We start from the raw sequence: 22,649 nt of genomic DNA on the forward strand, positions 1-22,649 counted from the left end.
CGCGGCACTTCCAGCGATACCGAACGGCATCGCATGGAAAATCATCGTTGTATTATTAACTACACAACGAATTGAGTCGTCGTAAGCACGACATCCCTGGGGTAGACCTCAAACGGCCGTCAGCTGGGCATACAACTTGGGCAGGCGGGCCGGCAGTTCGGCCGGATTGCGCAGGATGGTGTAGCCGGACGGGCCAAAGAGGTGTGGCAGATAGCCCTGGCCTTCCTTGTCGATGGTCACGCAGAACGGCCGCACGCCCTCCTGGCGGGCGGCGTTGAGGCTCATGCGGGTGTCCTCGATGCCGTAGCGGCCCTCGTAGTGGTCCACGTCGTTGGGCTTGCCGTCGGACAGGATCAGCAGCAGGCGCAGCGCCTCCGGCCGCTTGGCGAGGATCTGCGTGGCGTAGCGGATGGCGGCCCCCATGCGGGTGTAGAAGCCCGGCTTGAGGGCGCCGATACGGCCGCGGATGCGGTCATCCACCTTCTCGCCGAAATCCTTGATGCGGTGGAAGCGGATGTGATCGCGCCGCCGCGACGAGAAACCGTACAGGCCGAAGGGATCGCCGGTGGCGCCGAGGGCCTCGGAGAACAGCCACAGGCTGTCGCGGATCACGTCGATGACGCGCTGCTCGTCGCTGACCCAGGTGTCGGTGGACAAGGACAGGTCGGCCAGCACCAGGCAGCACAGGTCGCGCTCGCGACGCTCGCAGGACAAATAACCACCACTGCTGGCGGCAACGTGGCCGGTGCGCCGGTCGGCGAAGGCGCGCACGCAGGCATCGATATCCAACTCGGGGCCGTCGGGCTGGTTCTTCAGCCAGCGCTTGGCCGGGGTCAGCGCCTCCAGTTGGCGGCGCAGGCGCCGCGCCGGGCGTACCAGATGCGCAGGCAAGGGGCCGGGCGTCGCGTCGCGGGGATCGAGAAGCGCCACGCTGCACATGTCACGCTTCAGCACCTGTTTCTTCCAGTCCCATTCCGGCAGCAGGATGCCACTTTCCAGCGGCACGTCGTCGGCCGCCGCGGACGGCAGGTCCAAGTCGAAACGCACCTTGGAGGCGGTGTCGTGGCCGTCCTGGGCCACCGCGATCTTGTCCATCTCGCTGGCCGCCCGCGGCGCGTCCTCGCCGTCACCCTCCTCATGGCCACGATTGACCTTCACGTATTCGGCGAAGGACAGCAGGCTCTCGGCACGGAAGGGCAGGATCAGGCCGTTGCGGCCATCCGGCATGTCCTCCCGCTGGGCCTGGCGGCGTCTCTCGGTGGCATCCTCCGTCTTGCCGCTTTCCCGCTGTTCGGCCGGCGTCGGATTGGCCTCGTTCTGGCGACGATCGATGGCTACCGGCGCCGGATACAGCCACAGGGCCACCGGTACCGGTGGACGGCGCGCGGACGGCAGCGCGGCGACGCTGCCCGGCTCGGCCAACGCGCGCCGGATCGCCGTCTCCACTGCCGCCTCATCGGCCGGCAGTTTGCGCGGCTCGGGCCGCTCCGCGGTGATCGCCTCCACCAGCCGTCGATAACGCGAGCCAAAGCCCGGAAAGGCCGCCAACGTGGCCGCGCTGGCCTGCTGGTTGGCGACGATCCAGTTGTTGGCGGACAGATCAGCCTCACCCAGCGCCGCCCCCTGGGCGATCAGCCATAGATAGAGGTCACGGTTGAGCATCCGCTCGGGGAACAGCGCGATCTCCGCCGGCAGGCGCAGGGTCTCGGCGTCCCGCGCCGCGTGGGCGGTCTTCTCGCCGGTGTGGGCGATACGCGCCAGCCAGCCGCGCCGCGCGCCATGTTCGGTTTCGGCGGCCGGCGCCACACGCAGGCCCGGATCGCCACCCAGCGCGCGGAACAGGATGCCAGCGCTGCGTTCAATGTCCGCCAGCCGCACCGCCGCCTGCGGGTACGTGCGCGTCGCCGCCCGCGTGATGAAACGGTGCCACAAGCCACCGACAAACTCTTCCATGTCCGCCCTCCGCCAAGACTGCCACCGGCTCCCGACGTCGATACGACGGCGCAGGAAACCGGGACGACCCCGACTGTACGGGGCACCCCGGCGGCGCGTCCCTGTCCTGGCTCAATTTCCGGCGCACACCGCCGCTGGGGCTACTCGAGGGAGCGGACTCACTCGCCCGCGGCGCTTGCCAACCAGCCGAGGGCGAATGAAACCGCCTCCACTGAGGAGCGCCCAGCCAGGGCACAGCGAGGTTTAGCGCGCTGTCCATCCGCCGTCGATCAGCTGCACCGAGCCAGTCACCGACTTGGCCGCATCGGAGCACAGGAACACCGCGAAGGCCGCCACCTCCTCCGCCTCGACGAACTGCTTGGTCGGCTGGGCGGCGAGGATCACCTCGCGGATCACCCGGTCTTCCGGCAGGTTATGCACGACCGCCTGGTCGACCACCTGCTTCTCGATCAACGGTGTACGCACATAGCCCGGGCACAGTGCGTTGCAGGTGATGCCCTGCTCGGCCACCTCCAGCGCCACCGCCTTCGAGAAGCCGACGACCGCATGCTTGCTGGCCGTGTACGGCGCCTTGAACGGCGACGCGACGATGCCGTGGGCAGAGGCGATATTGACGATACGCCCCCAGCCCTGCTCCTTCATCCCCGGTAGCGCCGCCTTCGTAGTGTGGAACACCGCCGATACATTGAGGGCCATGAGTTGGTCCCAGATTTCGTCCGGAAAGGCATCCACCGCCGCTACGTGCTGCATGCCGGCGTTGTTGATGAGGATATCCAGGCCACCGAAGGCCGCGCTGGTGGCTTCCACCAGAGCCTGCGCAGAAGCCGGATCGGCCAGATTGGCCGGCGTGTAACCCACCTCCACGCCGGCCTCGGCCGCCAGTTCGGCACGCAGCGCCTCGGCCGCCGGACGCGAACCGTTGAGCATCACCTTCGCCCCGGCCTTCGCCAGGGCCCGCGCCACCGCCAGCCCGATACCCGAAGTGGAACCCGTCACCAACGCCGTCTTGCCTGCAAGCATTACCACTCTCCTCTGTTGTGTTGTCGATTGCATGCGGGGCGAATGCACCCGTCAGGCATGGATGCTAGCGCAGCGGTGATTTGCCAACCACTTCACAGCCACCGGGCGTCCCGCGTCACAAGCCAACAGCATGCGCATGGCTATGATCAAACACGCGTTCAACATATGCCCAATGCGAGCACTTGAGTGATTTCAAACGACCGCCTGCACCAACTGCTACGCCTTCTCAGTCATCGCCGGGCCATCCCGGCCAATGACCTGCAATACGAACTGGGTATCTCGCGCGCCACGCTGACCCGCTACATACGAGACCTGCGCGACGCGCTCGGCGCTCCGGTCGAGTTCGACCGCGAACAAGGCGGCTACCGCCTGACCCACGACCGCCACCAGCTCGGCCCCCAGTTCGAACTCCCCGGCCTGTGGTTCACCGCCGAGGAAATCCACGCCCTCCTCACCATGCAATACCTGCTGGCCAACCTGGACACCGGCGGCCTGCTCGGCCCGCATATCCGCCCGTTGCAAACCCGCCTCGGCCACATCCTCGGCAGCGCCGACGACTCCGCCACCGAGGTCGCCCGGCGCATCCGCATCCAGACCGTCGGCGCTCGCAGCTTCCGCCTCGAACACTTCCAGGCCGTGGCCTCCGCCACCCTGCGCCGCCGGCGCCTGGTCATCGAATACCACGCCCGGGGCAAAGACCAGCTCACGCGCCGGGAAACCTCGCCCCAGCGCCTCATCCATTACCGGGACAACTGGTACCTGGATGCCTGGTGCCACCTCCGCGGCGAACTGCGCAGCTTCGCGGTGGACGCCATCCGCCGCGCGGAAATCCTCGACCAGCCGGCGCGCGACATCGACGACGCCACCCTCGACCGGGTACTCGGCAGCGGCTACGGCATCTTCGCCGGTGCCGACGTGGAATGGGCGGTGCTGCGCTTCAGCGCCGAACGCAGCCGCTGGGTCGCCACCGAGAAATGGCACCCCGACCAGCAAGGGCGCCTCCTCGACGACGGCGGCTACGAACTGCGTATCCCTTACAGCCAGGAACCCGAACTGCTGATGGACATCCTGCGCCACGGCCGCCACGTGGAAGTGCTCGAACCTGCGGCTTTGCGCGAGGCCGTCCGACGGGAGCATGAAATGGCGGGGAGGAACAATTCGTGATGATCAGGTTTTGAGCATGACGTCCGGGACAATCCCCAGCAACGCACCGCAGGAAAAACAAGACATGACATTTCCGGATGACATTCTGCTGGCCCACTGCGCCGACAACGGCGGAACTCCCCGCGTCCACGAACTGGCCGAACATCTCCGGCAGGTCGCTGCGGGCGCTGCCGCCAGCGCCAAACGCTTCGGCGCCGCCGACTGGGCCCACCTGGCCGGCCTGTGGCACGACCTGGGCAAATATCGCCCAGGCTTCCAGCGCTATATCCGCGACTGCGCCGACGCCCACATCGAAGGCCGCGTGCCGTCGAAGGACAAGACCCATTCGGCGGCCGGCGCCCTGCATGCGCTGGCCAGCTTCGAGCGACTCGGCGGACGCACCGGCAGCTACCTCGCACGCGTACTCGCCTACCTGATCGCCGGACACCACGCCGGCCTCGCCGACTGGCACGACGACGGCCCCCATGCGGGCCTGTCGTTCCGCCTCGACACCGAGGAAAGCCTCACCGAATACACCGAAGCCTTGGCGCAGGCCCCCGACGACATCCTCGCGCCCCCCACCGAACTCCCCAAACTGAACGACGTTCCGGGCGGCAGCGCCGGCCTCGCGCTGTGGATCCGCATGCTGTTCTCCTGCCTGGTGGACGCCGACTTCCTCGACACCGAACGTTTCATGGATACCAACCAGGCGGCCAAGCGCAGCGGCTTCCCGGCCCTTCCCGAACTCCTGGCAGCCTGCGACACCTATCTCGCCCGCAAGGCAGCCAGTGCGCCCACGACGCGGGTCAATACCCTGCGCGCCCGCGCTCTCGCCGATTGCCGAAGCGCCGCCACACTGCCGCCCGGCCTCTTCTCCCTCGAAGTACCGACCGGCGGCGGCAAAACCCTCTCGTCCCTCGCCTTTGCGTTCAAGCATGCGGCACACCATGGCCAGCGGCGCGTGATCTACGCCATTCCCTACACCAGCATCATCGAGCAGACCGCCGACATCTTCCGCGAGGTTTTCGCGGACCTTGGCGACATCGTCGTCGAACATCACAGCCAGGCCGAAGCCGACGAGCGGGACGAAACCCCGCGCTCCCGCCTCGCCTGCGAGAACTGGGACGCCCCGCTGGTCGTCACCACCAACGTCCAGCTCTTCGAATCGCTGTTCGCCGCCCGCACCTCCCGCTGCCGCAAACTGCACAACCTGGTCGGCAGCGTCATCGTGCTCGATGAAGCCCAGCAGCTGCCACCGGAATTCCTGCAGCCCATCCTCGATACGCTGCGGTTGCTCGTCACCCACTACGGCGTCACGGTCGTGCTGTGCACCGCCACCCAGCCCGCCCTCGGCACGACCCGCTACTTCGACAACAACCTACGCGGCCTGGACGACATCCGCCCGATCATCGCCGACCCCGACACCCTGTTCGCCGAGTTGAAACGGGTCCGCGTACACCTGCCAGCCGATCTCGCGATGCCAACACCCTGGAATACCGTGGCGAACCGCATTGCCGAGCACGACTGCGCCCTCACCATCGTCAATACCCGCAATCAGGCCCGCGAACTGCACCACCTGTTGCCGGCCGGCACGGTCCATCTTTCAAATCGCATGTGCGGCGCCCACAAGGCCCACGTGATCGCAGACATCAAGGCACGCCTGAGAACGCGGCGTTCCGGCACCGACGACAGGCCGCTACGCGTCGTCAGCACCAGCCTGGTCGAGGCCGGCGTGGACCTGGACTTTCCTGTCGTCTTCCGTGCGCTGGCCGGCCTCGACTCCCTCGCCCAGGCCGCCGGTCGCTGCAACCGGGAAGGCCTCCTCGATGGCCTGGGCGAAGTGTTCCTCTTCGTCCCGCCCGAGGCGCCCCCCGCCGGCCTGATGCGCAAAGCCGCCGATGCCTGCGTCAGCACCCTGCACGGCATCGCCACCGATCCACTGGATCGTCGCCTCTTCGAGCCCTACTTCCGCACCTATTACCGGGCTGCCGACACCGACAAACAGCGTATCGGCGACTTGCTGACGCAAAACGCCCGCGAAGTCACCATCGCCTTCCGCAGCGCCGCCGACCGCTTCCGCCTGATCGACGACGCCGACACTGCCAGCGTAATCGTGCGCTACCGCCACGCCCCGGACGACGACACCGTCGGCATGCTGCTCGCCACCCTCGCCAAGAGTGGCCCCGAACGCTGGTTGATGCGCAAGCTGCAGCGCTACGTGGTGAATATCCATGACAAGGAAGCCACCCGCCTGCTCCGTCAAGGGGATATCGCCCTCGCCATACCCGGTTTGTATGTGCAAACCAACGATCTGCTCTACGACGATGCCACTGGTCTGATCGACGACAGCCTTCCGGTCGAACCCAGCCGCCTTGTGTGCTGACCCCTCTCCAATCGAAATCACCCCGGAGCCCCTACATGAGCACCTTCTGCCTCGAAGTCTCAGGCCCCTTCGCCTGCTTCACCCGCCCTGAAATGAAAGTCGAGCGGGTGTCGTACGACGTGATCACGCCATCGGCGGCCCGCGCGGTCTTCGAGGCGATCCTGTGGAAGCCGGAAATCCGCTGGCACGTGGAACGCATCGATGTGCTCAAACCCGTGCGGCACATCAACTTGCGGCGCAATGAAGTCGGTGCCAAGGCTTCGGTGCACAACATCCAGCAAGCCATGAATGCCGGCCATGGCGATCTGGCGCTGTTCATCGAGGACGAACGCCAGCAGCGTGCCGGCCTGTTCCTGCGTGACGTGGCCTATCGCCTGCACGCCCGGCTGGAAGTCCTGAAGCGCGACCTACCGGTCCAGAAGTACACCGAGATGTTCGCCCGCCGCGCCACCAAGGGCCAGTGCGTGAACCAACCCTACCTGGGGTGCCGGGAATTCGCCGCCGACTTCCGGCTGGTCGAATCGCCGGACAACGAGCCGCCTCCGATTCCCGACACCTCCGCACTGGGCTGGATGCTCTACGACCTGGATTTCGGCAATCCGGCGGACCCGAGACCCCGCTTTTTCAACGCTTACATTCGGGCAGGCAGCCTCCACGTGCCGGCCTGGGACAGCCCGGAGGTCAGGGGATGATCCTGCAAGCGCTCAACGATTATTACCGGCGCAAGGCCGCCGACCCTGATCCGAGCAAGCGGCTGCCGGCCTTCGGGCTCGAGGAGAAGGAAATTCCCTTCGTGCTGGAAATCACCGCCGACGGCGAGCTTGTGCGCATCCACGACACCCGTGAAACCGAAGGCAAGAAGAAGATCGGCCGCCGCGAACGCGTACCGCAAGGCGTCAAGAAGACCTCCGGCGTGGCCGCCAACTTGCTGTGGGACACCGCCGAATACGTACTCGGGGTCGACACCCGCGGCAAACCGGAACGCGTTGCCGAGCAGCACGCGGCATACCGGGCACGGCTCGACGCCCTGCCCGAAGTCACCCGACAAGACCAAGGCATCACGGCCGTCCTCCGTTTTCTCGACAAGGCCGACCGCGCCCGGCTGGAAGCCGAGCCTCCATGGCCCGAAATCCTCGCGGCCAATCCGTTGATGACCTTCCGCCTCCAAGGTGACGGCGACCTGATCTGCCAGCGACCAGCGGTGATCGCCGCCGCCATGGCCGACAATCAAACGACCGCGCGCAGCGAACATTGCCTGGTGACAGGCGATGCGGTGGAAACCGAACGCCTGCATTCCGCCATCAAGGGCGTGTGGGGCGCACAAACATCCGGCGCAAATATCGTCTCCTTCAACCTGGACGCTTTCACCTCCTACGGCAAGGCCCAAGGTGCAAATGCCCCGGTCGGCAAACCCGCCGCTTTCGCCTACACCACGGCCCTCAACCACCTGCTGGTGCGGGATTCCCGCAACCGGACCCAGGTCGGCGATGCCTCCACGGTATTCTGGGCGGAGCGGGAAGATCCGCTGGAAACTGCCATTCCCGATCTCTTCGGCGAGCCGCCAAAGGACGATCCGGACCGTCATGTGCAGGCGGTCAAGGCGCTCTACCAAGCCATCGACAGCGGCCGCTTGGCCGGCACGGACGGCGCCACGCGCTACTACGTGCTGGGCCTGGCCCCCAATGCCGCGCGTATCGCGGTGCGCTTCTTCCACTGCCTGCCACTGCATGAACTCGCGGAACGCATCCGCCAGCACTTCGATGACATTTGCCTCGTGCATGGCCCGCGGGAACACGCCCACCTGTCCCTGTTCCGCCTGCTGGTCGCCTGTGCCGTGCAGGGCAAGGCCGACAACATTCCCCCCAACCTGGGCGGCGCTGTGGTGGATGCCATCCTCGCCGACCGTAACGCGCCCTACCCCAGCCAACTGCTGAATCTGGCCGTCGTCCGCTGTCGCGCCGAACAGGACGTGAGCTACCCCCGCGCAGCCGCCATCAAGGCCTGCCTCAATCGTTCCATCCGCCGCCTTGCGCAGGAAAAGGAGTTTCTTCCCATGCTCGACCCCGACAACACCCACACGGCCTATCGCCTGGGCCGGCTGTTCGCCGTCCTGGAAAAAATCCAGGAAGAAGCCTCACCGGGTCTCAACGCGACAATCCGCGACCGCTATTACGGCGCCGCATCCTCCACGCCGGTAGTCGTGTTTACCACTCTGCTGCGCCTCAAGAACGCCCACCTCAAAAAGCTCTCCCAGGGCCGCACGGTGTGGTTCGAGAAACTGCTTGGCGAGGTGCTGTCCTGCGTCACCGATTTCCCCGCCCACCTGGCCCTCGCCGAGCAAGGCCGCTTCGCCCTCGGCTACTACCACCAGCGCCAGGCCTTCTTCACCAAATCCGACAAGACTGAATCCACCGAGGAGAACAACTGATGGCTCTCAACAACCGCTACGACTTCGTGCTGCTCTTCGACGTGAAAGACGGCAACCCCAACGGCGACCCGGACGCCGGCAACCTGCCGCGCCTCGACGCCGAATCCGGCCACGGACTGGTCACTGACGTATCCCTCAAGCGCAAGGTGCGCAACTTCGTCAGTCTGGTAAAAAACGACACGCCGCCTTACGACATCTACGTGAAGGAGAAGGCCATCCTCGTACAAGCCCATGAAAAGGCCTACAAGGCCATCGGCGCTGAAGACGCGCTCAAGGGCGAGGACAAGAAGCGCAAGGGCAGCGGTGACACCGTCGATCAGGCCCGCAAATGGATGTGCCAGAACTTCTTCGACGTGCGCAGCTTCGGCGCGGTGATGTCGCTGGGCATCAACTGCGGTCAGGTGCGCGGCCCGGTTCAGCTCACCTTCGCCCGCTCGGTGGCGCCCATCGTGGCGCTGGAACACTCCATCACCCGCATGGCCGTCGCCACCGAAGCCGAGGCGGAGAAGCAGCAAGGCGACAACCGCACCATGGGCCGCAAGCACACCGTGCCCTACGGCCTCTACATGGCCCACGGCTTCGTGTCCTCCTTCCTGGCCAAGCAGACCGGCTTCGGAGAGGAAGACCTGGAATTGCTGTGGCAGGCACTTGAGAACATGTTCGAGCACGACCGCTCCGCCGCCCGCGGCGAAATGGCGACCCGCGGGCTGTACGTTTTCAAGCACGACTCGGAACTCGGCAACGCCCGCGCCCATGAGTTGTTCAAGCGCATTGAGGCCAAGCCGGTGTCGGAAATTCCGCGCAACTTTGAAGACTACGAAGTCACCGTCGATGAAGCCAACATGCCCGCCGGCGTGTCGCTGATCCGGCGCGTGGGGTAGTGACTCGTCAGCGCCGTTTTGCCCAATACCCCGGGCGGCGGCGCTGGTGAGCAATGGCAGTGATGCTCAGGCTATCCGGGCCGATCTGGTTAGTGAGCACTTCCGCCTCCAATTGTTCGATGCTGCTCATGACGCCTCATGCCGGAACCACTCGACCCGATACCCCTTTCCGCCCTCCAGCACTGGGCCTATTGCCCGCGCCAGTGCGCGCTCATCTACCTCGAGCAGGCTTTCGAAGACAACGTGTTCACGCTGCGCGGGCAGGCCGTCCATGCCCGTGCCGACCAGCCCGGTGTGGAGGTTCGTGCCGGCCTCCGGGCCGAGCGGGCGCTACCGGTGTTCAGTGATCGCCTCGGCCTGATCGGCAAGGCCGACGTGGTGGAGTTCCAGCCAGACGGCACGCCTTACCCAGTGGAATACAAGCACGGCTCGCGCAACAAGAAAGCGGCCATCGCCGCCTGCGACGACCTGCAACTGGCCGGCCAGGCCCTGTGCCTGGAGGAAATGAGTGGCAGGGCGGTGCCCGAAGGGGCGCTGTTCTACGCCACCTCCAAACGCCGCCGGGTGGTGCCGATCACGCCGGCGCTACGCACAGCCGTCGAAACTGCCACGGCGGAAATCCGCGCCATGCTGACCAACGGCCAGACCCCACCGCCCGTCAATGACGAACGCTGCCGCGCTTGCTCCCTGTTCGATCTGTGCCAACCGGCGGCGCTGTCCCATGGCACCGACCTGGACCAGCTCCACCAAACCCTCTTTGACCCGGATGCCTGACCGATGCAACTGCTTAACACCCTCTACGTGACCCTGCCAGAGAGCTACCTGCATCTGGAGAACGACACCCTGCGCATCGAGGTGGAACACGAAACCCGCCTGCGCGTGCCACTGCACCATGTGGGCAGCGTGGTCTGCTTTGGCAACGTGAAGCTGTCCACACCCTTGATTCACCGGCTGGCCGACAGTGGCACCGGCTTGGTGCTGCTCGACGGCAACGGCCGTTTCAAGGCACGCCTGGAAGGCCCCGTTTCCGGCAACGTGCTGCTGCGCCAGGCACAGCACGAACGCTGCCGGGACGCCAGCTTCGCCCTCAGCATTGCGCGCTGCTGCATGGCCGGCAAGATCAAGAATGCCCGCCAGGTGCTGCAGCGCGGCGCCCGGGAAGCCAAAGAGCCCGCCGATGCAGCCAGCCTGACCCGCGCCGCCGATGATCTGGCCGCCGCCGTGCGTGCGCTCCCCAATGCTACTGACCTGGACACCCTGCGCGGCATCGAGGGCGAAGCGGCCCGCCAGTATTTTGCGGGGCTCAACCTGGTGGTCCGCCCCGAGGCCCGCACCGCCTTCCAGATGGATGGCCGCAGCCGGCGCCCACCCCGTGACCGCATGAATGCGCTGCTGTCCTTCCTGTATTCCATGCTGATGAGCGACTGCCGCTCGGCCGTCGAGGCCGCCGGTCTCGACCCGCAGGTGGGCTTCCTGCATGCCTTGCGCCCCGGGCGCGCCGCATTAGCGCTCGACTTGATGGAAGAATTCCGCGCCATCGCCGACCGCGTCGCGCTGACGCTCATCAATCGCGGCCAGATTGGCGTCGGCGACTTTGTCGAACGGGAAGGTGGCGCGGTACTACTCGAAGGCGAGGCCCGCAAAGCCGTCGTTGTGGCCTGGCAGGAACGCAAACAAGAAGAGCTGACCCACCCACTCCTCGAACAAGCCATCCCCCTCGGCGTTGTCCCATTGGTCCAGGCCCGCCTGCTGGCACGCAGCCTGCGAGGTGAAATGCCCGAATACCTACCCTTCATCATCCGCTGAAAGCACTGCCATGCTCGTCATCGTCTGCTACGACGTGAATACCGAAACCAAAGCCGGCCGCCGACGCCTGCGCCGGATTGCCAAGGTCTGCGAAGGCATCGGCCAGCGCGTCCAGAAATCCGTCTTCGAATGCCAGGTCAACCTGATGCAGTTCGAAACCCTCGAACGGGAACTTCTGGCCGAGATCGAACTGACCGAAGATAATCTCCGCCTCTACCGCCTCCCTGAAAGCCGTGGCGCCGAAGTCCGCGAACACGGTACCTTCCGTGCCACCGACTTCAACGGACCGCTGGTGTTGTAACATCCCGAACGCGAACCCCCAGTGCCCAGGATTTTCCCGGCAGGTTCGCGCGAACATCAAGTTGTTGATTCGAAGCAGTAAGGCAAAATAGAACCCCTCCATGGAACATCCGTCACCACTCTTCACGCGCAGGTTCGCGCAAAGCGAACTTTTTTCCGTGACGGATCAGACTTTTGCGCGTGAAGGGATTCGTCCGTTAGCAATAACGGACGTGGATTGAAACCTCCAACTCGACGACTACGACAGCGCTGCCCGCTGGATTCGTCCGTTAGCAATAACGGACGTGGATTGAAACTTGTCGTAGGCAACCCCATTTGAAATCTGCATATGATTCGTCCGTTAGCAATAACGGACGTGGATTGAAACAGGTTACCAATTTCTCGAAGCACCAGAATCCTCACGATTCGTCCGTTAGCAATAACGGACGTGGATTGAAACCCTTCCTCCCTGTGCGTCACTGGCGCGCATGTGTGCGATTCGTCCGTTAGCAATAACGGACGTGGATTGAAACTTTTATACCCATCACCAACCCATGTGGAGTGATTAGATTCGTCCGTTAGCAATAACGGACGTGGATTGAAACGTCGCTGTTTACATAGCCAGCCGGCTCCTGCTCCCGATTCGTCCGTTAGCAATAACGGACGTGGATTGAAACAGCCCCGCATAGACGACATACCGGGTGCTCGCAGCGATTCGTCCGTTAGCAATAACGGACGTGGATTGAAACCTTGCAGTCGCTGACCGTCATCAGTAGCAGGTCGCGATTCGTCCGTTAGCAATAACGGACGTGGATTGAAACTCGCATCTTTCGGTAGATGACTAGGCGTTCGAACCGATTCGTCCGTTAGCAATAACGGACGTGGATTGAAACCTCTCTTCCTTCTGGGCGAACGCTGCCTCCAACATGGATTCGTCCGTTAGCAATAACGGACGTGGATTGAAACCTGGGAATCAAGCGCATTGAGGCTGTCACTACCGATTCGTCCGTTAGCAATAACGGACGTGGATTGAAACCACCACCAGGGCCGCTTGCGTGGCATCGGCGTCGGATTCGTCCGTTAGCAATAACGGACGTGGATTGAAACTTGTTTGCACCTCTCCCCGGCTATTAGACAGCGACGATTCGTCCGTTAGCAATAACGGACGTGGATTGAAACCTGGGCAACAGCGAGCAGCTGCCGACCGAGATCTACAGATTCGTCCGTTAGCAATAACGGACGTGGATTGAAACCTGATGCAGGCCGATTACACCCGCAAGACGCAAGGGATTCGTCCGTTAGCAATAACGGACGTGGATTGAAACCACCTGATCGGAATGCCGACCTTCGTGTGCCTGGTGATTCGTCCGTTAGCAATAACGGACGTGGATTGAAACGGTGCGGACACGCCCGTCACCGAGCTTACCCACGCGATTCGTCCGTTAGCAATAACGGACGTGGATTGAAACGCACCACAGAGCGATGTAGAGCAAGCGGACGTGCGATTCGTCCGTTAGCAATAACGGACGTGGATTGAAACCTCCTGGTAGGGCTTACCGTCCTCGGCTGGTCCTTGATTCGTCCGTTAGCAATAACGGACGTGGATTGAAACGTCAGTCCGCGCAGGCGGCCCATCTCTTCACGGTTGATTCGTCCGTTAGCAATAACGGACGTGGATTGAAACGCTACCTAGCGACGGGGCTTGAAATGATTGGGGCCGGATTCGTCCGTTAGCAATAACGGACGTGGATTGAAACGACGTCCCCGTCCGCTTTGCCTCCGACGCCCTCAGATTCGTCCGTTAGCAATAACGGACGTGGATTGAAACGCGACCAGGTCGCACCCCCATCGCTGCTACTGAAAGATTCGTCCGTTAGCAATAACGGACGTGGATTGAAACGACTTTTCCGAGCTGCCAGAACGAGTAAGCAAACGATTCGTCCGTTAGCAATAACGGACGTGGATTGAAACCATCGTGGTCTTCACGGATGGCGAGCCGAACAACCGGATTCGTCCGTTAGCAATAACGGACGTGGATTGAAACGTCAATCTCGAGTTTGTAAGTCGTCACGGCGCAAGCGATTCGTCCGTTAGCAATAACGGACGTGGATTGAAACTCGCCGAAATACATCGGGTGGCCCTTGGCAACTGGATTCGTCCGTTAGCAATAACGGACGTGGATTGAAACCGCTGGTATTGCGCGTCGTCGTCATCGCGCACTAGATTCGTCCGTTAGCAATAACGGACGTGGATTGAAACTTTCCATATCCTCGCCATCCGGAAGACTGGCAACAGATTCGTCCGTTAGCAATAACGGACGTGGATTGAAACTCCGTAAATCGACTCCCCCACCTGCGCGACCATTTGATTCGTCCGTTAGCAATAACGGACGTGGATTGAAACCATTGCATTGCCCTCCCAATCTCGGCAGCGGCGCGATTCGTCCGTTAGCAATAACGGACGTGGATTGAAACATGAACTCGGTGGCATGGCGGGGGCCTGGTGATGCGATTCGTCCGTTAGCAATAACGGACGTGGATTGAAACATTGAAGCAGCATCTCCCGCCATCGTGCTCGAACTGATTCGTCCGTTAGCAATAACGGACGTGGATTGAAACCATCGTCGGGCCGAAGATCACGCAGCCCGGCAGCACGATTCGTCCGTTAGCAATAACGGACGTGGATTGAAACCAGCCTTGATCTGAACAACTTCTACGCCTGATTGCGATTCGTCCGTTAGCAATAACGGACGTGGATTGAAACCTACTGGCAGGGCTTACCGTCCTCGGCTGGTCCTTGGATTCGTCCGTTAGCAATAACGGACGTGGATTGAAACCCGTAACCACTCCGCCTCGACTTCCCACGGCTTCGATTCGTCCGTTAGCAATAACGGACGTGGATTGAAACTTCCAGATCACGGCGCAAGTCAGCATCAAGACCCGATTCGTCCGTTAGCAATAACGGACGTGGATTGAAACAAGATCGACGACGACATCACCCGGCCCAGCTACAGGATTCGTCCGTTAGCAATAACGGACGTGGATTGAAACTCGCTGCGATTGCGGCAGGCCGGATCGCAGCAGGGGATTCGTCCGTTAGCAATAACGGACGTGGATTGAAACCGCCGTGAGGATGATCTTGGATTCGTTGGTGGCCAGATTCGTCCGTTAGCAATAACGGACGTGGATTGAAACACGTTTGAGGTCATTGCATCGGGCATCCCGACACGATTCGTCCGTTAGCAATAACGGACGTGGATTGAAACTTATAGAACTTGCCGGAGGCCATCACTTGGCCCCCTTGATTCGTCCGTTAGCAATAACGGACGTGGATTGAAACTACACCCTCGACGGCGTTACCCCCTCGCCTGCCACGATTCGTCCGTTAGCAATAACGGACGTGGATTGAAACGCCCGACCGTGACCGTGCTGCTGGCCATTCCAGGCGATTCGTCCGTTAGCAATAACGGACGTGGATTGAAACGATCTGGATCGGGACAAGCTGCCCACCGGCCAGGGGAGATTCGTCCGTTAGCAATAACGGACGTGGATTGAAACGGCCATTCAAGAACTATCTGGTGGGCGTCAATTGGATTCGTCCGTTAGCAATAACGGACGTGGATTGAAACAGGCTGGCAGCGGGATTTCTGGGAATGGTGGGAATGTGATTCGTCCGTTAGCAATAACGGACGTGGATTGAAACATACCAAACCCATCCGCTTTCCTCGGTTCCAGGGTGATTCGTCCGTTAGCAATAACGGACGTGGATTGAAACCCCTTGATGCATCGCGTCTGTCCCACCGATGCGGGGATTCGTCCGTTAGCAATAACGGACGTGGATTGAAACAGATCGAAATGGCCTCCGACGCCCTCGGCGAAACCGATTCGTCCGTTAGCAGGTTGATGCAGAACCCAGTGAACGATCCGACCACCCATCTGTCCTAGCCGTATCTCCCGAACCCCAGGCACTGCACCGATGCGCGGCGAAGTCGATCCCCAGTCCTCGATGTTTCACTATTTCTCGGTCGAGTCCCGGATTCCGGCCGATCATCCGCTGCGGCCGGTGAAGAAACTGGCCGACTCGGCACTGTCGGCCATTTCGGCGGAGCTCGATGGGCTTTACGCCAAGGGCGGCCGACCGTCGATTCCGCCAGAGCGGCTGCTCAAGGCCCAATTGCTGATCGCCTTCTACTCGGTGCGCTCGGATCGGCAGTTCTGTGAGCAACTCGATTACAACCTGCTCTTTCGCTGGTTTCTCGATCTGGACCTGGAATCGGGTGGGTTGGATCAATCCAATTTCAGCCGCCTGCGCGAGCGCCTGGTGGAAACCGATATCGCCCGCCGTTTCTTCGACGAGGTGGTACGTCTGGCCCGCAAGGACAAGCTGCTGTCGTCCGATCACTTCACCGTGGATGGCACCTTGATCGACGCCTGGGCGTCCTTCAAGAGCTTCAAATGCAAGGGCGACAACGAACCTCCCAAGCCCGGCGACGGCACCGGCATGGTGGACTTCAAGGGCGAGAAGCGCTCCAACGCCACTCACCAGAGCACGACCGATCCCGACGCGAAGCTCATGAGGAAGGGCAACGGCCAGCCGGCCAAGCTCAGTTATGGCGGCCATGCGCTCATGGAGAACCGCAGTGGCCTGTGTATCGATCTGCTCATCACCGATGCCACTCTGGCCGAACACAAAGCCGCCCGCCAGTTGCTCACCCGCGCCCGGCGCCGCCGGATTCACCCCAAGACGTTGGGGGCCGACAAGGGCTACCACGTGAAGGACTTCGTCCAGCATCTGCGCGAGCACAAGATCAAGCCGCATATCGCCCGTATTGACGGGCGCAAGACACCGGGCCTCGATGGACGGACGACCTGCACCGAGGGCTACAAGGTCAGCCAGCGCAAACGAAAGCGGGTTGAAGAGATTTTTGGCTGGCTGAAGACGGTGGGCGGAATGAGAAAGACCCGTTTCATCGGCCAAGCTCGAACCCAGATCGCAGCCTATCTGTCGGCCGCTGCGTATAACCTGCTGCGGATTGCGAAATTGCAGGACGTGGGGAGCGCGGCATGAAGCGGTATCCGGGATTGGGTAAAAACTCATTCCCCAGCCCATTCGGCGGGCATCAAAACAGAATTGACAATCCATTTCGGGGAATGAAGTCATGAGACACCGGATGATGAGCGTCAGGCTGGACGTGGGCTCTGAGCTTTTTGCATCGGCCTGTTAGCAATAACGGACGTGGATTGAAACGGTTCGTCGGCCCACCCGGCCACGCGCAGACAACGATTCGTCCGTTAGCAATAACGGACGTGGATTGAAACACCGCGACCCCTGCATCATCGTCGTGATGTTCCCGCGATTCGTCCATTAGCAATAGCGGACGTGAGTTGAAACTGTATCCACTCCGGCGTCACCGTCCAACGCTCAATCGGATTCGTCCATTCTGTGCATCGGGTTACCCACCGACTCTCACGCTAAGATACGATCCCCCAGCCGCGCGCCACCCGGTGCGCTCCGTTCACCCCACACAAGGCCCGGCAGCATGAACCAGCACGAGTTTGAGGCGGCTTTGCGCCGCGACGGTTTTGGCGAAATCGTCATCGTCGAGCGGCCGCCCAATGGCCATCTCGATGTGCACACCCACCCTTTCGAGGCACGAGCGCTGATCCTGGCTGGGGAAATCTGCCTGCATTGCGATGGCGAAAAAGCCCGCAACTTCAAGGTCGGGGACATTTTCCACCTGGCGGCCGGGCAGCCTCACACGGAAACCTATGGGCCGGACGGCGTGCGCTACGTCGTCGGCCGGCGCTGAGCCTCGGCGTCGCGGTGGGCTGGATGCAAGCTTTGTGCGCTATACAGCCCCCTCTCCCTGATTGACTCCCCGGGAATTGCTCGTGAATCCGCTCCTCAGTATTGCCCTCGCCCTCAGTCTTGCCGGGCTCTTGTTCTTTGCCTATCGCCGCATCGGCACCACCTACGGCCTGCGCGGCGGGCTGGCGCTGATTGCGCTGGTCTTGCTGGCCGTCAATCCGCTGTACCGGATGGCTGCGGTCGGCTATCTGCAGGTGATCGCCAACCAGCATCCGGCCATCGCGGCCAATCCATACTGGGATCTCTACTACACGTTCACGATCTTCCTGACCGCGGCGGCGCTGGTGCTCAGTGTGTACGGCGGGGTCGGCGTGCTGACCGGACGGCGACACTCCATCGTGTGGCGCGCGCTGATCGCACTGTGGGTGTCAGGGCCACTGGTGAATGCGCTGTACCTGTTCGCGGCCGGCCAGGTCGCTGCTCTGGCGGCCGTCCCGGCGCCGGACTTCTTGCTCGGCATGCTGCCGCCGCTGGCCATCAGCCTGCTGGCGACCGCCTATCTGCTGACGGCCCGGCAGGTACGCGTGGTTTACGCCGAGGCGGCGGAGCAGGAGACGCCGTCCGCCTGAGCCTCCACGGCGCCGAAGACCGGCACCGTGTCCGTCAGCGGTGACGGGACGTGCACGGCGAAACCTTGGGCATAGTCCACGCCAAGCCCCTGCACCACGTCGAGCACCGCCTCGCTGCCAACGAATTCGGCGATGGTCGCCAACCCATGCACCTGGGCGACCCTAACCATCGATTCGACCACCGCCTGATCGGCGGCGTCGCTGTCCGCATTCTTGACGAACATGCCGTCGATCTTCAGGTAATCGACCTTGAACTGCTTGAGGTAGCCGAAGGACGAGAGGCCACTGCCGAAGTCGTCGAGGGCCAGCACGCAGCCCAGGCTGTGAGCGAAGTCGATGAACTCGAAGGCCCGCTCGACGCGTGCGATGGCGCAGCTCTCGGTGATCTCGAAGCTGATGCAGGCCGGGTCGGTTCCATTGCGCGCAAAGGTCTCGCGGATGAAGTCCGGCAGTTCCTCGTCGGCCAGCGTCGCGCCGGACAGGTTGATCGCCACCCGCGGCAGCGCGGTGGCGCCGGCCGCCACCCAGCCTGCAATGGCACGGCAGGTGTTCTCGATGACCCAGCGGTCGATGAAGGGCATCAGGTTGTAGCGCTCGGCAGCGGGAATGAAATAGGCCGGCGCGATGATCCGGCCATCCTCGCCGACCATGCGGACGAGGATCTCCAGGTGATCCCGGTGCCCCGGCCGCAGGGAACGATAACGTTGGTGATACAGCGCGAAGCGCCCCTGCTCCAGCGCCGCCGAGATCTGCGGCAGGGACATGAACTCCGCCTGGCGGGCGCGGAAGTAGTCGTCGGTCGCCATGAAGACCTGCACCCGGTTGCGGCCACGCTCCTTGGCCGCGTAGCAGGCAGTGTCGGCAGCGATCAGCAGGTCGGTAACGGAGCCGAGACTGGCCGAAGATTCGACGATGCCGATGCTGGCGCCAATGCGGAAGACCTTGCCTTCCCACGTGAAGGGCATCGCACGGATGTCGTCGATGATCAGCTGGGCGCGGCGCACCGCCTCGTCGAGGCTCACACCGCGCATGATCAGGCCGAACTCGTCGCCGCCCAGCCGGGCCAGATAGCCGAAGGAGAAGCGGGTCTGCATCGCCTCGGCCAGGCTCTGCAGCAGGCTGTCCCCGGCCGAGTGGCCGCAGGCGTCGTTGACGGCCTTGAACTGGTCCAGATCGATATAAACCAGGATCACCTTCTCGCGGCTGCGCGCCGCGTCATCCAGCGAACGGGTCAGCTGGTTCTCGAAGGCGCGCCGATTGTAGAGCCCGGTCAGCGGATCGTGGGAAGCGTGGAAGGCCAGTTCCTCGGTGACGAAGTGCTGCACCGTGATGTCGCGCAGGCTGGAACGGTAGCCCAGGCTGCTACCGTCGTCGGCATGGATCGGCAGCCAGGACATGGCCACCCAGATCACCTGCCCGTCCTTACGCTGCACGCGAAACTCCAGGTCCTGCCCGGTCTGGCCGGCGAGCGCCCACTGGTGCTGGTTATGCACCAGTTCGCGGTCGTCCGCCAGCACCAGCGGCAACGGGAAATCTTCCAAGGCCAGGCATTCCCGCGGTGTGTAACCGGTCAGGCGCTCCACCGCCGGGTTCACCCAGCGCAGGCGGCCGTCCGGCCCGAACCAGTTCTCCCAGGCGTAGGTGTGGTCAGCGATGGCGCGGAAGCGCTGCTCGCTGTCGCTAAGCTCGGCGATGCGCTGGCGCACGGCATCGATCATCGCGTTGAAGCTATGGGCGAGCAGGCCCACCTCATCGCGGGTACGGTAGTCCAGCCGTACGCTGAAATCCCCGTCCGCCACGCGCGCGCTGGCCTCGGCCAGATTGACCAGATGGCGCGTCAGCCAGTAACCCGTGGCGAGCAGCAGCAACAGGCTCAGACTCAGTTCGATCAGCGCGATCAGGCTGCCCTGGCGAAACAGCGCCGCCTTGGCAGCCTCGATATAGGACGTGGACAGCCCGTAATGCACCGCACCATAAACCTGCCCCTGCAGCTCCACATCGAAGACCACATGATAGACGCCGGCACCATTAAAGCTGTGGGAGGCCTCCGGCAGGCCGCCGGTGCCGTCCCAACCGGAGGCGGCCAGCACTTGGCCACGGGGGTCGGTAACGGCCAGATAGCTGACGTCGGCAGAGACTTGCCAGCCGTCCAGGATGTCCCGCAGTGTCGCGTAGTCGCGCGCCGCCAGCGGCACCGCAACCGCAGTCTTGTAGGCCAGCTCGATGGCCTGGATACGCACTTCGAGCTGGTGTTCGAGTTGGGCCTCGATCAAGCGCATGCCGTTGCCGACCAGCAACGCCAGCATGGTCGCCTCGATCAGCAAGCTGGCCAGCAGCAGCTTGCTGCGCAAGGAGCGGAAGAAGGGCACGCGGATCATTGCGGGCGGCTCTGATCCATCAGCTGCCGCAAGGTGGCCAAGTAGGGCTTATAGACCGCCAGCTCGCCGGCATCGAGCTCCTCGAAGCCGATATACGACGTTTCCCGGAAGAAGGCCTGGCCCTCCGGCGCACTCTCGAAGGCGCGCAGCACGTCCTTGAGGCGCTGCAACTCGGCCGGCCCCAGCCGCTTATGAGCCATGAACAGCACGTGGGGCAGCCGGATCTCCGACGAAAAATAGCGCAGGCGCTGGCGCACGTCCTCCGGCACCTGGCCGAGCAGCGTCGTCGTCGTGATCGCCCCGTCCGCGTCGCCGACGGCCACCGCGGCGATTGCAGCGCCGTGGGTGGGACGTTCCTGCAACACGAAGTCCTTGTCCGGGCGCATACCCTTCTCGCCCAGCCACTTGAGGCCGGCAATGGAGGCGAAGGCGATGCGGTTGGCGATCGCGATACGCCGTCCGCGCAGCCCCTTCGCGTCAGCGGCCGCATCGTCCTTGCGCACCACCATGATCGGCTCCATGCGGGCCTTGTAGTGGTACAGCGGCACATAGCCCTTGTCGAGCGCCATCAGACCGAAATGCGGCGGGGTGATCATCAGGTCGTAGTTGCCGTCCAGCTGTTCGCGCAGAAAGGTCTGATAGTCCGGTGCGGTGAAGATCTCCACCGGTCGCCCAAGGCGCGTCTGCAGGAACTGGCGCAACGGCTGGTGTGTCTTCATCAAGGCCAGCGTGCTGTTGAAAGGCAGGATGCCGAAACGCAGGGTCGCGCCGTCGGCGGCCAACAACGGCCCGGCAAGCACCAGGAGGACGAGCAGCACCCACGTACGCCAGGCCCTAGCAGGGACTCCACCGCATTGCGCTGTCATCTCGCCACACTCCATTCGTACAATGGGATTCATTCGAGGGGTCGCAGGACCACAACGCCCGACAAACGGACATGTGAATCCTATCGGCCGGGCCGCTGGTAACTTGATTGCCGTAACGGCATTTGCTGCGGTGCAACCGCGGCATCCGTCATGGCGCGCAGCTTACCGATTCGGCCCGCCGCTCCCCATGCAGGAATCCACGGCCGGCACGATTTACCTGCCGGCTACCGACTTTTCGATGCCATCCGGACCATTCCATCCCCATGCCCCCACGTCGCCTGAAGATCCACCGCCATCCCGCAGCGCACACCACGCCCCGTCCGCCGCTGCTGTTCGTACATGGCGGCTATACCAACGCCCTGTGCTGGGAACACAATTTCATTCCGTATTTCAACCATCGCGGTTATGACGCCTATGCGCTGGATCTCTCCGGCCACGGCGGCAGCGAAGGCCGCGAGCGCCTGGACGATTTCGGCCTGGACGACTTCGCCGACGATCTGGCCCAGGCGGTGGACGAACTGCCCGCCACGCCGGTGCTGATCGGCCATTCGATGGGAACCCTGGTGGTGCAGCGCTACCTGGCCCGCAGCCCGGCCGCCGGGGTGGCGCTGCTGGCACCGGTGCCGCCCACCGGCACCGGTGGCTCGGCCAGCCGGCTGGCGCTGCTGCAGCCGGACTTCTTCCGCGAACTGCCGAACGTGGTGGCCGGACGACCGACGGAGCACACGCTGCGCGTCATGGCGGAGGTGTATTTCTCACCCGACATGCCGCGCCAGGACGTGCTGCAGTACATGCCGATGATCCAGCCCGAATCGGAACAGGCCGTTGCCGAGATGGTCACCCTGCCCTTCACGCCGGCAGGGCGTCGGCCGGACATTCCGGCACTGGTGATGGGTGGGCGGGAAGACGCGGTGTTTCCTGCATCGATGCTGTTCTTCACCGCACTGCAGTGGAAAGCCCGCCAGGTCGTCATCGACGGCGCCGGGCACATGCTGATGCTCGACCCCCAATGGCCGCAGGCCGCCGCCGCGCTCGGCGACTGGCTGGACACGATTCCGTCGGCGCAGGCTTGAAC

At 63.2% G+C, this 22,649-nt stretch carries 17 protein-coding genes and 1 CRISPR repeat array; of the genes, 12 read left to right on the forward strand and 5 right to left on the reverse strand.

Going from position 1 to position 22,649, the window contains the following annotated elements; genetic code table 11:
- Nucleotides 1-108: 108 nt before the first annotated feature.
- Nucleotides 109-1,953: a nitric oxide reductase activation protein NorD gene (locus AC1PQG_RS22870; protein ID WP_481120033.1), complete on the reverse strand. Its 1,845-nt coding sequence runs from the start codon at nucleotides 1,951-1,953 to the stop codon at nucleotides 109-111.
- Between the two features lie 243 nt (nucleotides 1,954-2,196).
- Nucleotides 2,197-2,973, reverse strand: a complete 777-nt coding sequence (locus AC1PQG_RS22875; protein ID WP_481120034.1) for a 3-hydroxybutyrate dehydrogenase — start codon at nucleotides 2,971-2,973, stop codon at nucleotides 2,197-2,199.
- Between the two features lie 186 nt (nucleotides 2,974-3,159).
- On the opposite strand from AC1PQG_RS22875, the gene AC1PQG_RS22880 reads away from it, so the two are divergent.
- The 5 genes from AC1PQG_RS22880 (at nucleotide 3,160) to cas7c (ending at nucleotide 9,808) form a co-directional block, all read left to right on the forward strand.
- Nucleotides 3,160-4,137, forward strand: coding sequence for a helix-turn-helix transcriptional regulator (locus tag AC1PQG_RS22880; protein ID WP_481120035.1), 978 nt, complete (start codon nucleotides 3,160-3,162; stop codon nucleotides 4,135-4,137).
- A gap of 64 nt (nucleotides 4,138-4,201) precedes the next feature.
- A complete protein-coding gene (locus tag AC1PQG_RS22885) occupies nucleotides 4,202-6,499 on the forward strand; it encodes a CRISPR-associated endonuclease Cas3'' (RefSeq protein ID WP_481120036.1) in 2,298 nt (765 codons plus the stop codon).
- Nucleotides 6,500-6,534: 35 nt separating this feature from the next.
- Nucleotides 6,535-7,191, forward strand: coding sequence for a type I-C CRISPR-associated protein Cas5c (gene cas5c / locus AC1PQG_RS22890; RefSeq protein ID WP_481120037.1), 657 nt, complete (start codon nucleotides 6,535-6,537; stop codon nucleotides 7,189-7,191).
- A complete protein-coding gene (gene cas8c, locus AC1PQG_RS22895) occupies nucleotides 7,188-8,927 on the forward strand; it encodes a type I-C CRISPR-associated protein Cas8c/Csd1 (protein ID WP_481120038.1) in 1,740 nt (579 codons plus the stop codon). The genes cas5c and cas8c overlap by 4 nt, the downstream gene beginning before the upstream one ends.
- Nucleotides 8,927-9,808, forward strand: coding sequence for a type I-C CRISPR-associated protein Cas7/Csd2 (gene cas7c, locus AC1PQG_RS22900; protein ID WP_481120039.1), 882 nt, complete (start codon nucleotides 8,927-8,929; stop codon nucleotides 9,806-9,808). Before cas8c ends, cas7c begins: the two co-directional genes overlap by 1 nt.
- Before the next feature lie 7 nt (nucleotides 9,809-9,815).
- Here cas7c and AC1PQG_RS22905 read toward each other — a convergent pair whose 3' ends face one another.
- Nucleotides 9,816-9,938, reverse strand: coding sequence for a hypothetical protein (locus tag AC1PQG_RS22905; protein ID WP_481120040.1), 123 nt, complete (start codon nucleotides 9,936-9,938; stop codon nucleotides 9,816-9,818).
- A gap of 8 nt (nucleotides 9,939-9,946) precedes the next feature.
- Here AC1PQG_RS22905 and cas4 point away from each other — a divergent pair, with 8 nt between their 5' ends.
- From cas4 to AC1PQG_RS22935, 6 genes are all read left to right on the forward strand, one after another.
- Entirely contained in the window at nucleotides 9,947-10,582 is a 636-nt protein-coding gene (cas4, locus tag AC1PQG_RS22910) for a CRISPR-associated protein Cas4 (protein ID WP_481120041.1), read from the forward strand.
- 3 nt (nucleotides 10,583-10,585) lie between these two features.
- A complete protein-coding gene (gene cas1c / locus AC1PQG_RS22915; protein ID WP_481120042.1) occupies nucleotides 10,586-11,614 on the forward strand; it encodes a type I-C CRISPR-associated endonuclease Cas1c in 1,029 nt (342 codons plus the stop codon).
- Between the two features lie 10 nt (nucleotides 11,615-11,624).
- Nucleotides 11,625-11,915, forward strand: coding sequence for a CRISPR-associated endonuclease Cas2 (gene cas2 / locus AC1PQG_RS22920; protein ID WP_481120043.1), 291 nt, complete (start codon nucleotides 11,625-11,627; stop codon nucleotides 11,913-11,915).
- A 186-nt stretch (nucleotides 11,916-12,101) separates the two neighbouring features.
- Nucleotides 12,102-15,740: direct repeats of the CRISPR family, unit length 37 nt; unit sequence GATTCGTCCGTTAGCAATAACGGACGTGGATTGAAAC.
- A 128-nt stretch (nucleotides 15,741-15,868) separates the two neighbouring features.
- Complete coding sequence (locus AC1PQG_RS22925) at nucleotides 15,869-16,960, forward strand: IS5 family transposase (RefSeq protein ID WP_481120044.1); 1,092 nt, start codon at nucleotides 15,869-15,871, stop codon at nucleotides 16,958-16,960.
- A gap of 472 nt (nucleotides 16,961-17,432) precedes the next feature.
- Nucleotides 17,433-17,702, forward strand: a complete 270-nt coding sequence (locus AC1PQG_RS22930) for a cupin domain-containing protein (RefSeq protein ID WP_481120045.1) — start codon at nucleotides 17,433-17,435, stop codon at nucleotides 17,700-17,702.
- A gap of 82 nt (nucleotides 17,703-17,784) precedes the next feature.
- Nucleotides 17,785-18,330, forward strand: a complete 546-nt coding sequence (locus AC1PQG_RS22935) for a hypothetical protein (protein WP_481120046.1) — start codon at nucleotides 17,785-17,787, stop codon at nucleotides 18,328-18,330.
- Here the strand turns inward: AC1PQG_RS22935 and AC1PQG_RS22940 are convergent.
- Nucleotides 18,291-20,708, reverse strand: a complete 2,418-nt coding sequence (locus AC1PQG_RS22940; RefSeq protein WP_481120047.1) for an EAL domain-containing protein — start codon at nucleotides 20,706-20,708, stop codon at nucleotides 18,291-18,293. The genes AC1PQG_RS22935 and AC1PQG_RS22940 overlap by 40 nt on opposite strands.
- Nucleotides 20,705-21,526, reverse strand: a complete 822-nt coding sequence (locus AC1PQG_RS22945; RefSeq protein ID WP_481120048.1) for a PhnD/SsuA/transferrin family substrate-binding protein — start codon at nucleotides 21,524-21,526, stop codon at nucleotides 20,705-20,707. Before AC1PQG_RS22945 ends, AC1PQG_RS22940 begins: the two co-directional genes overlap by 4 nt.
- A 311-nt stretch (nucleotides 21,527-21,837) precedes the next feature.
- On the opposite strand from AC1PQG_RS22945, the gene AC1PQG_RS22950 reads away from it, so the two are divergent.
- Nucleotides 21,838-22,647 carry an alpha/beta hydrolase gene (locus tag AC1PQG_RS22950; protein ID WP_481120049.1) on the forward strand — a complete coding sequence of 270 codons (810 nt, stop codon included), beginning with the start codon at nucleotides 21,838-21,840 and terminating at the stop codon, nucleotides 22,645-22,647.
- Nucleotides 22,648-22,649: the final 2 nt, after the last annotated feature.

The organism is Zoogloea sp. GDB6 (genome assembly GCF_056724105.1).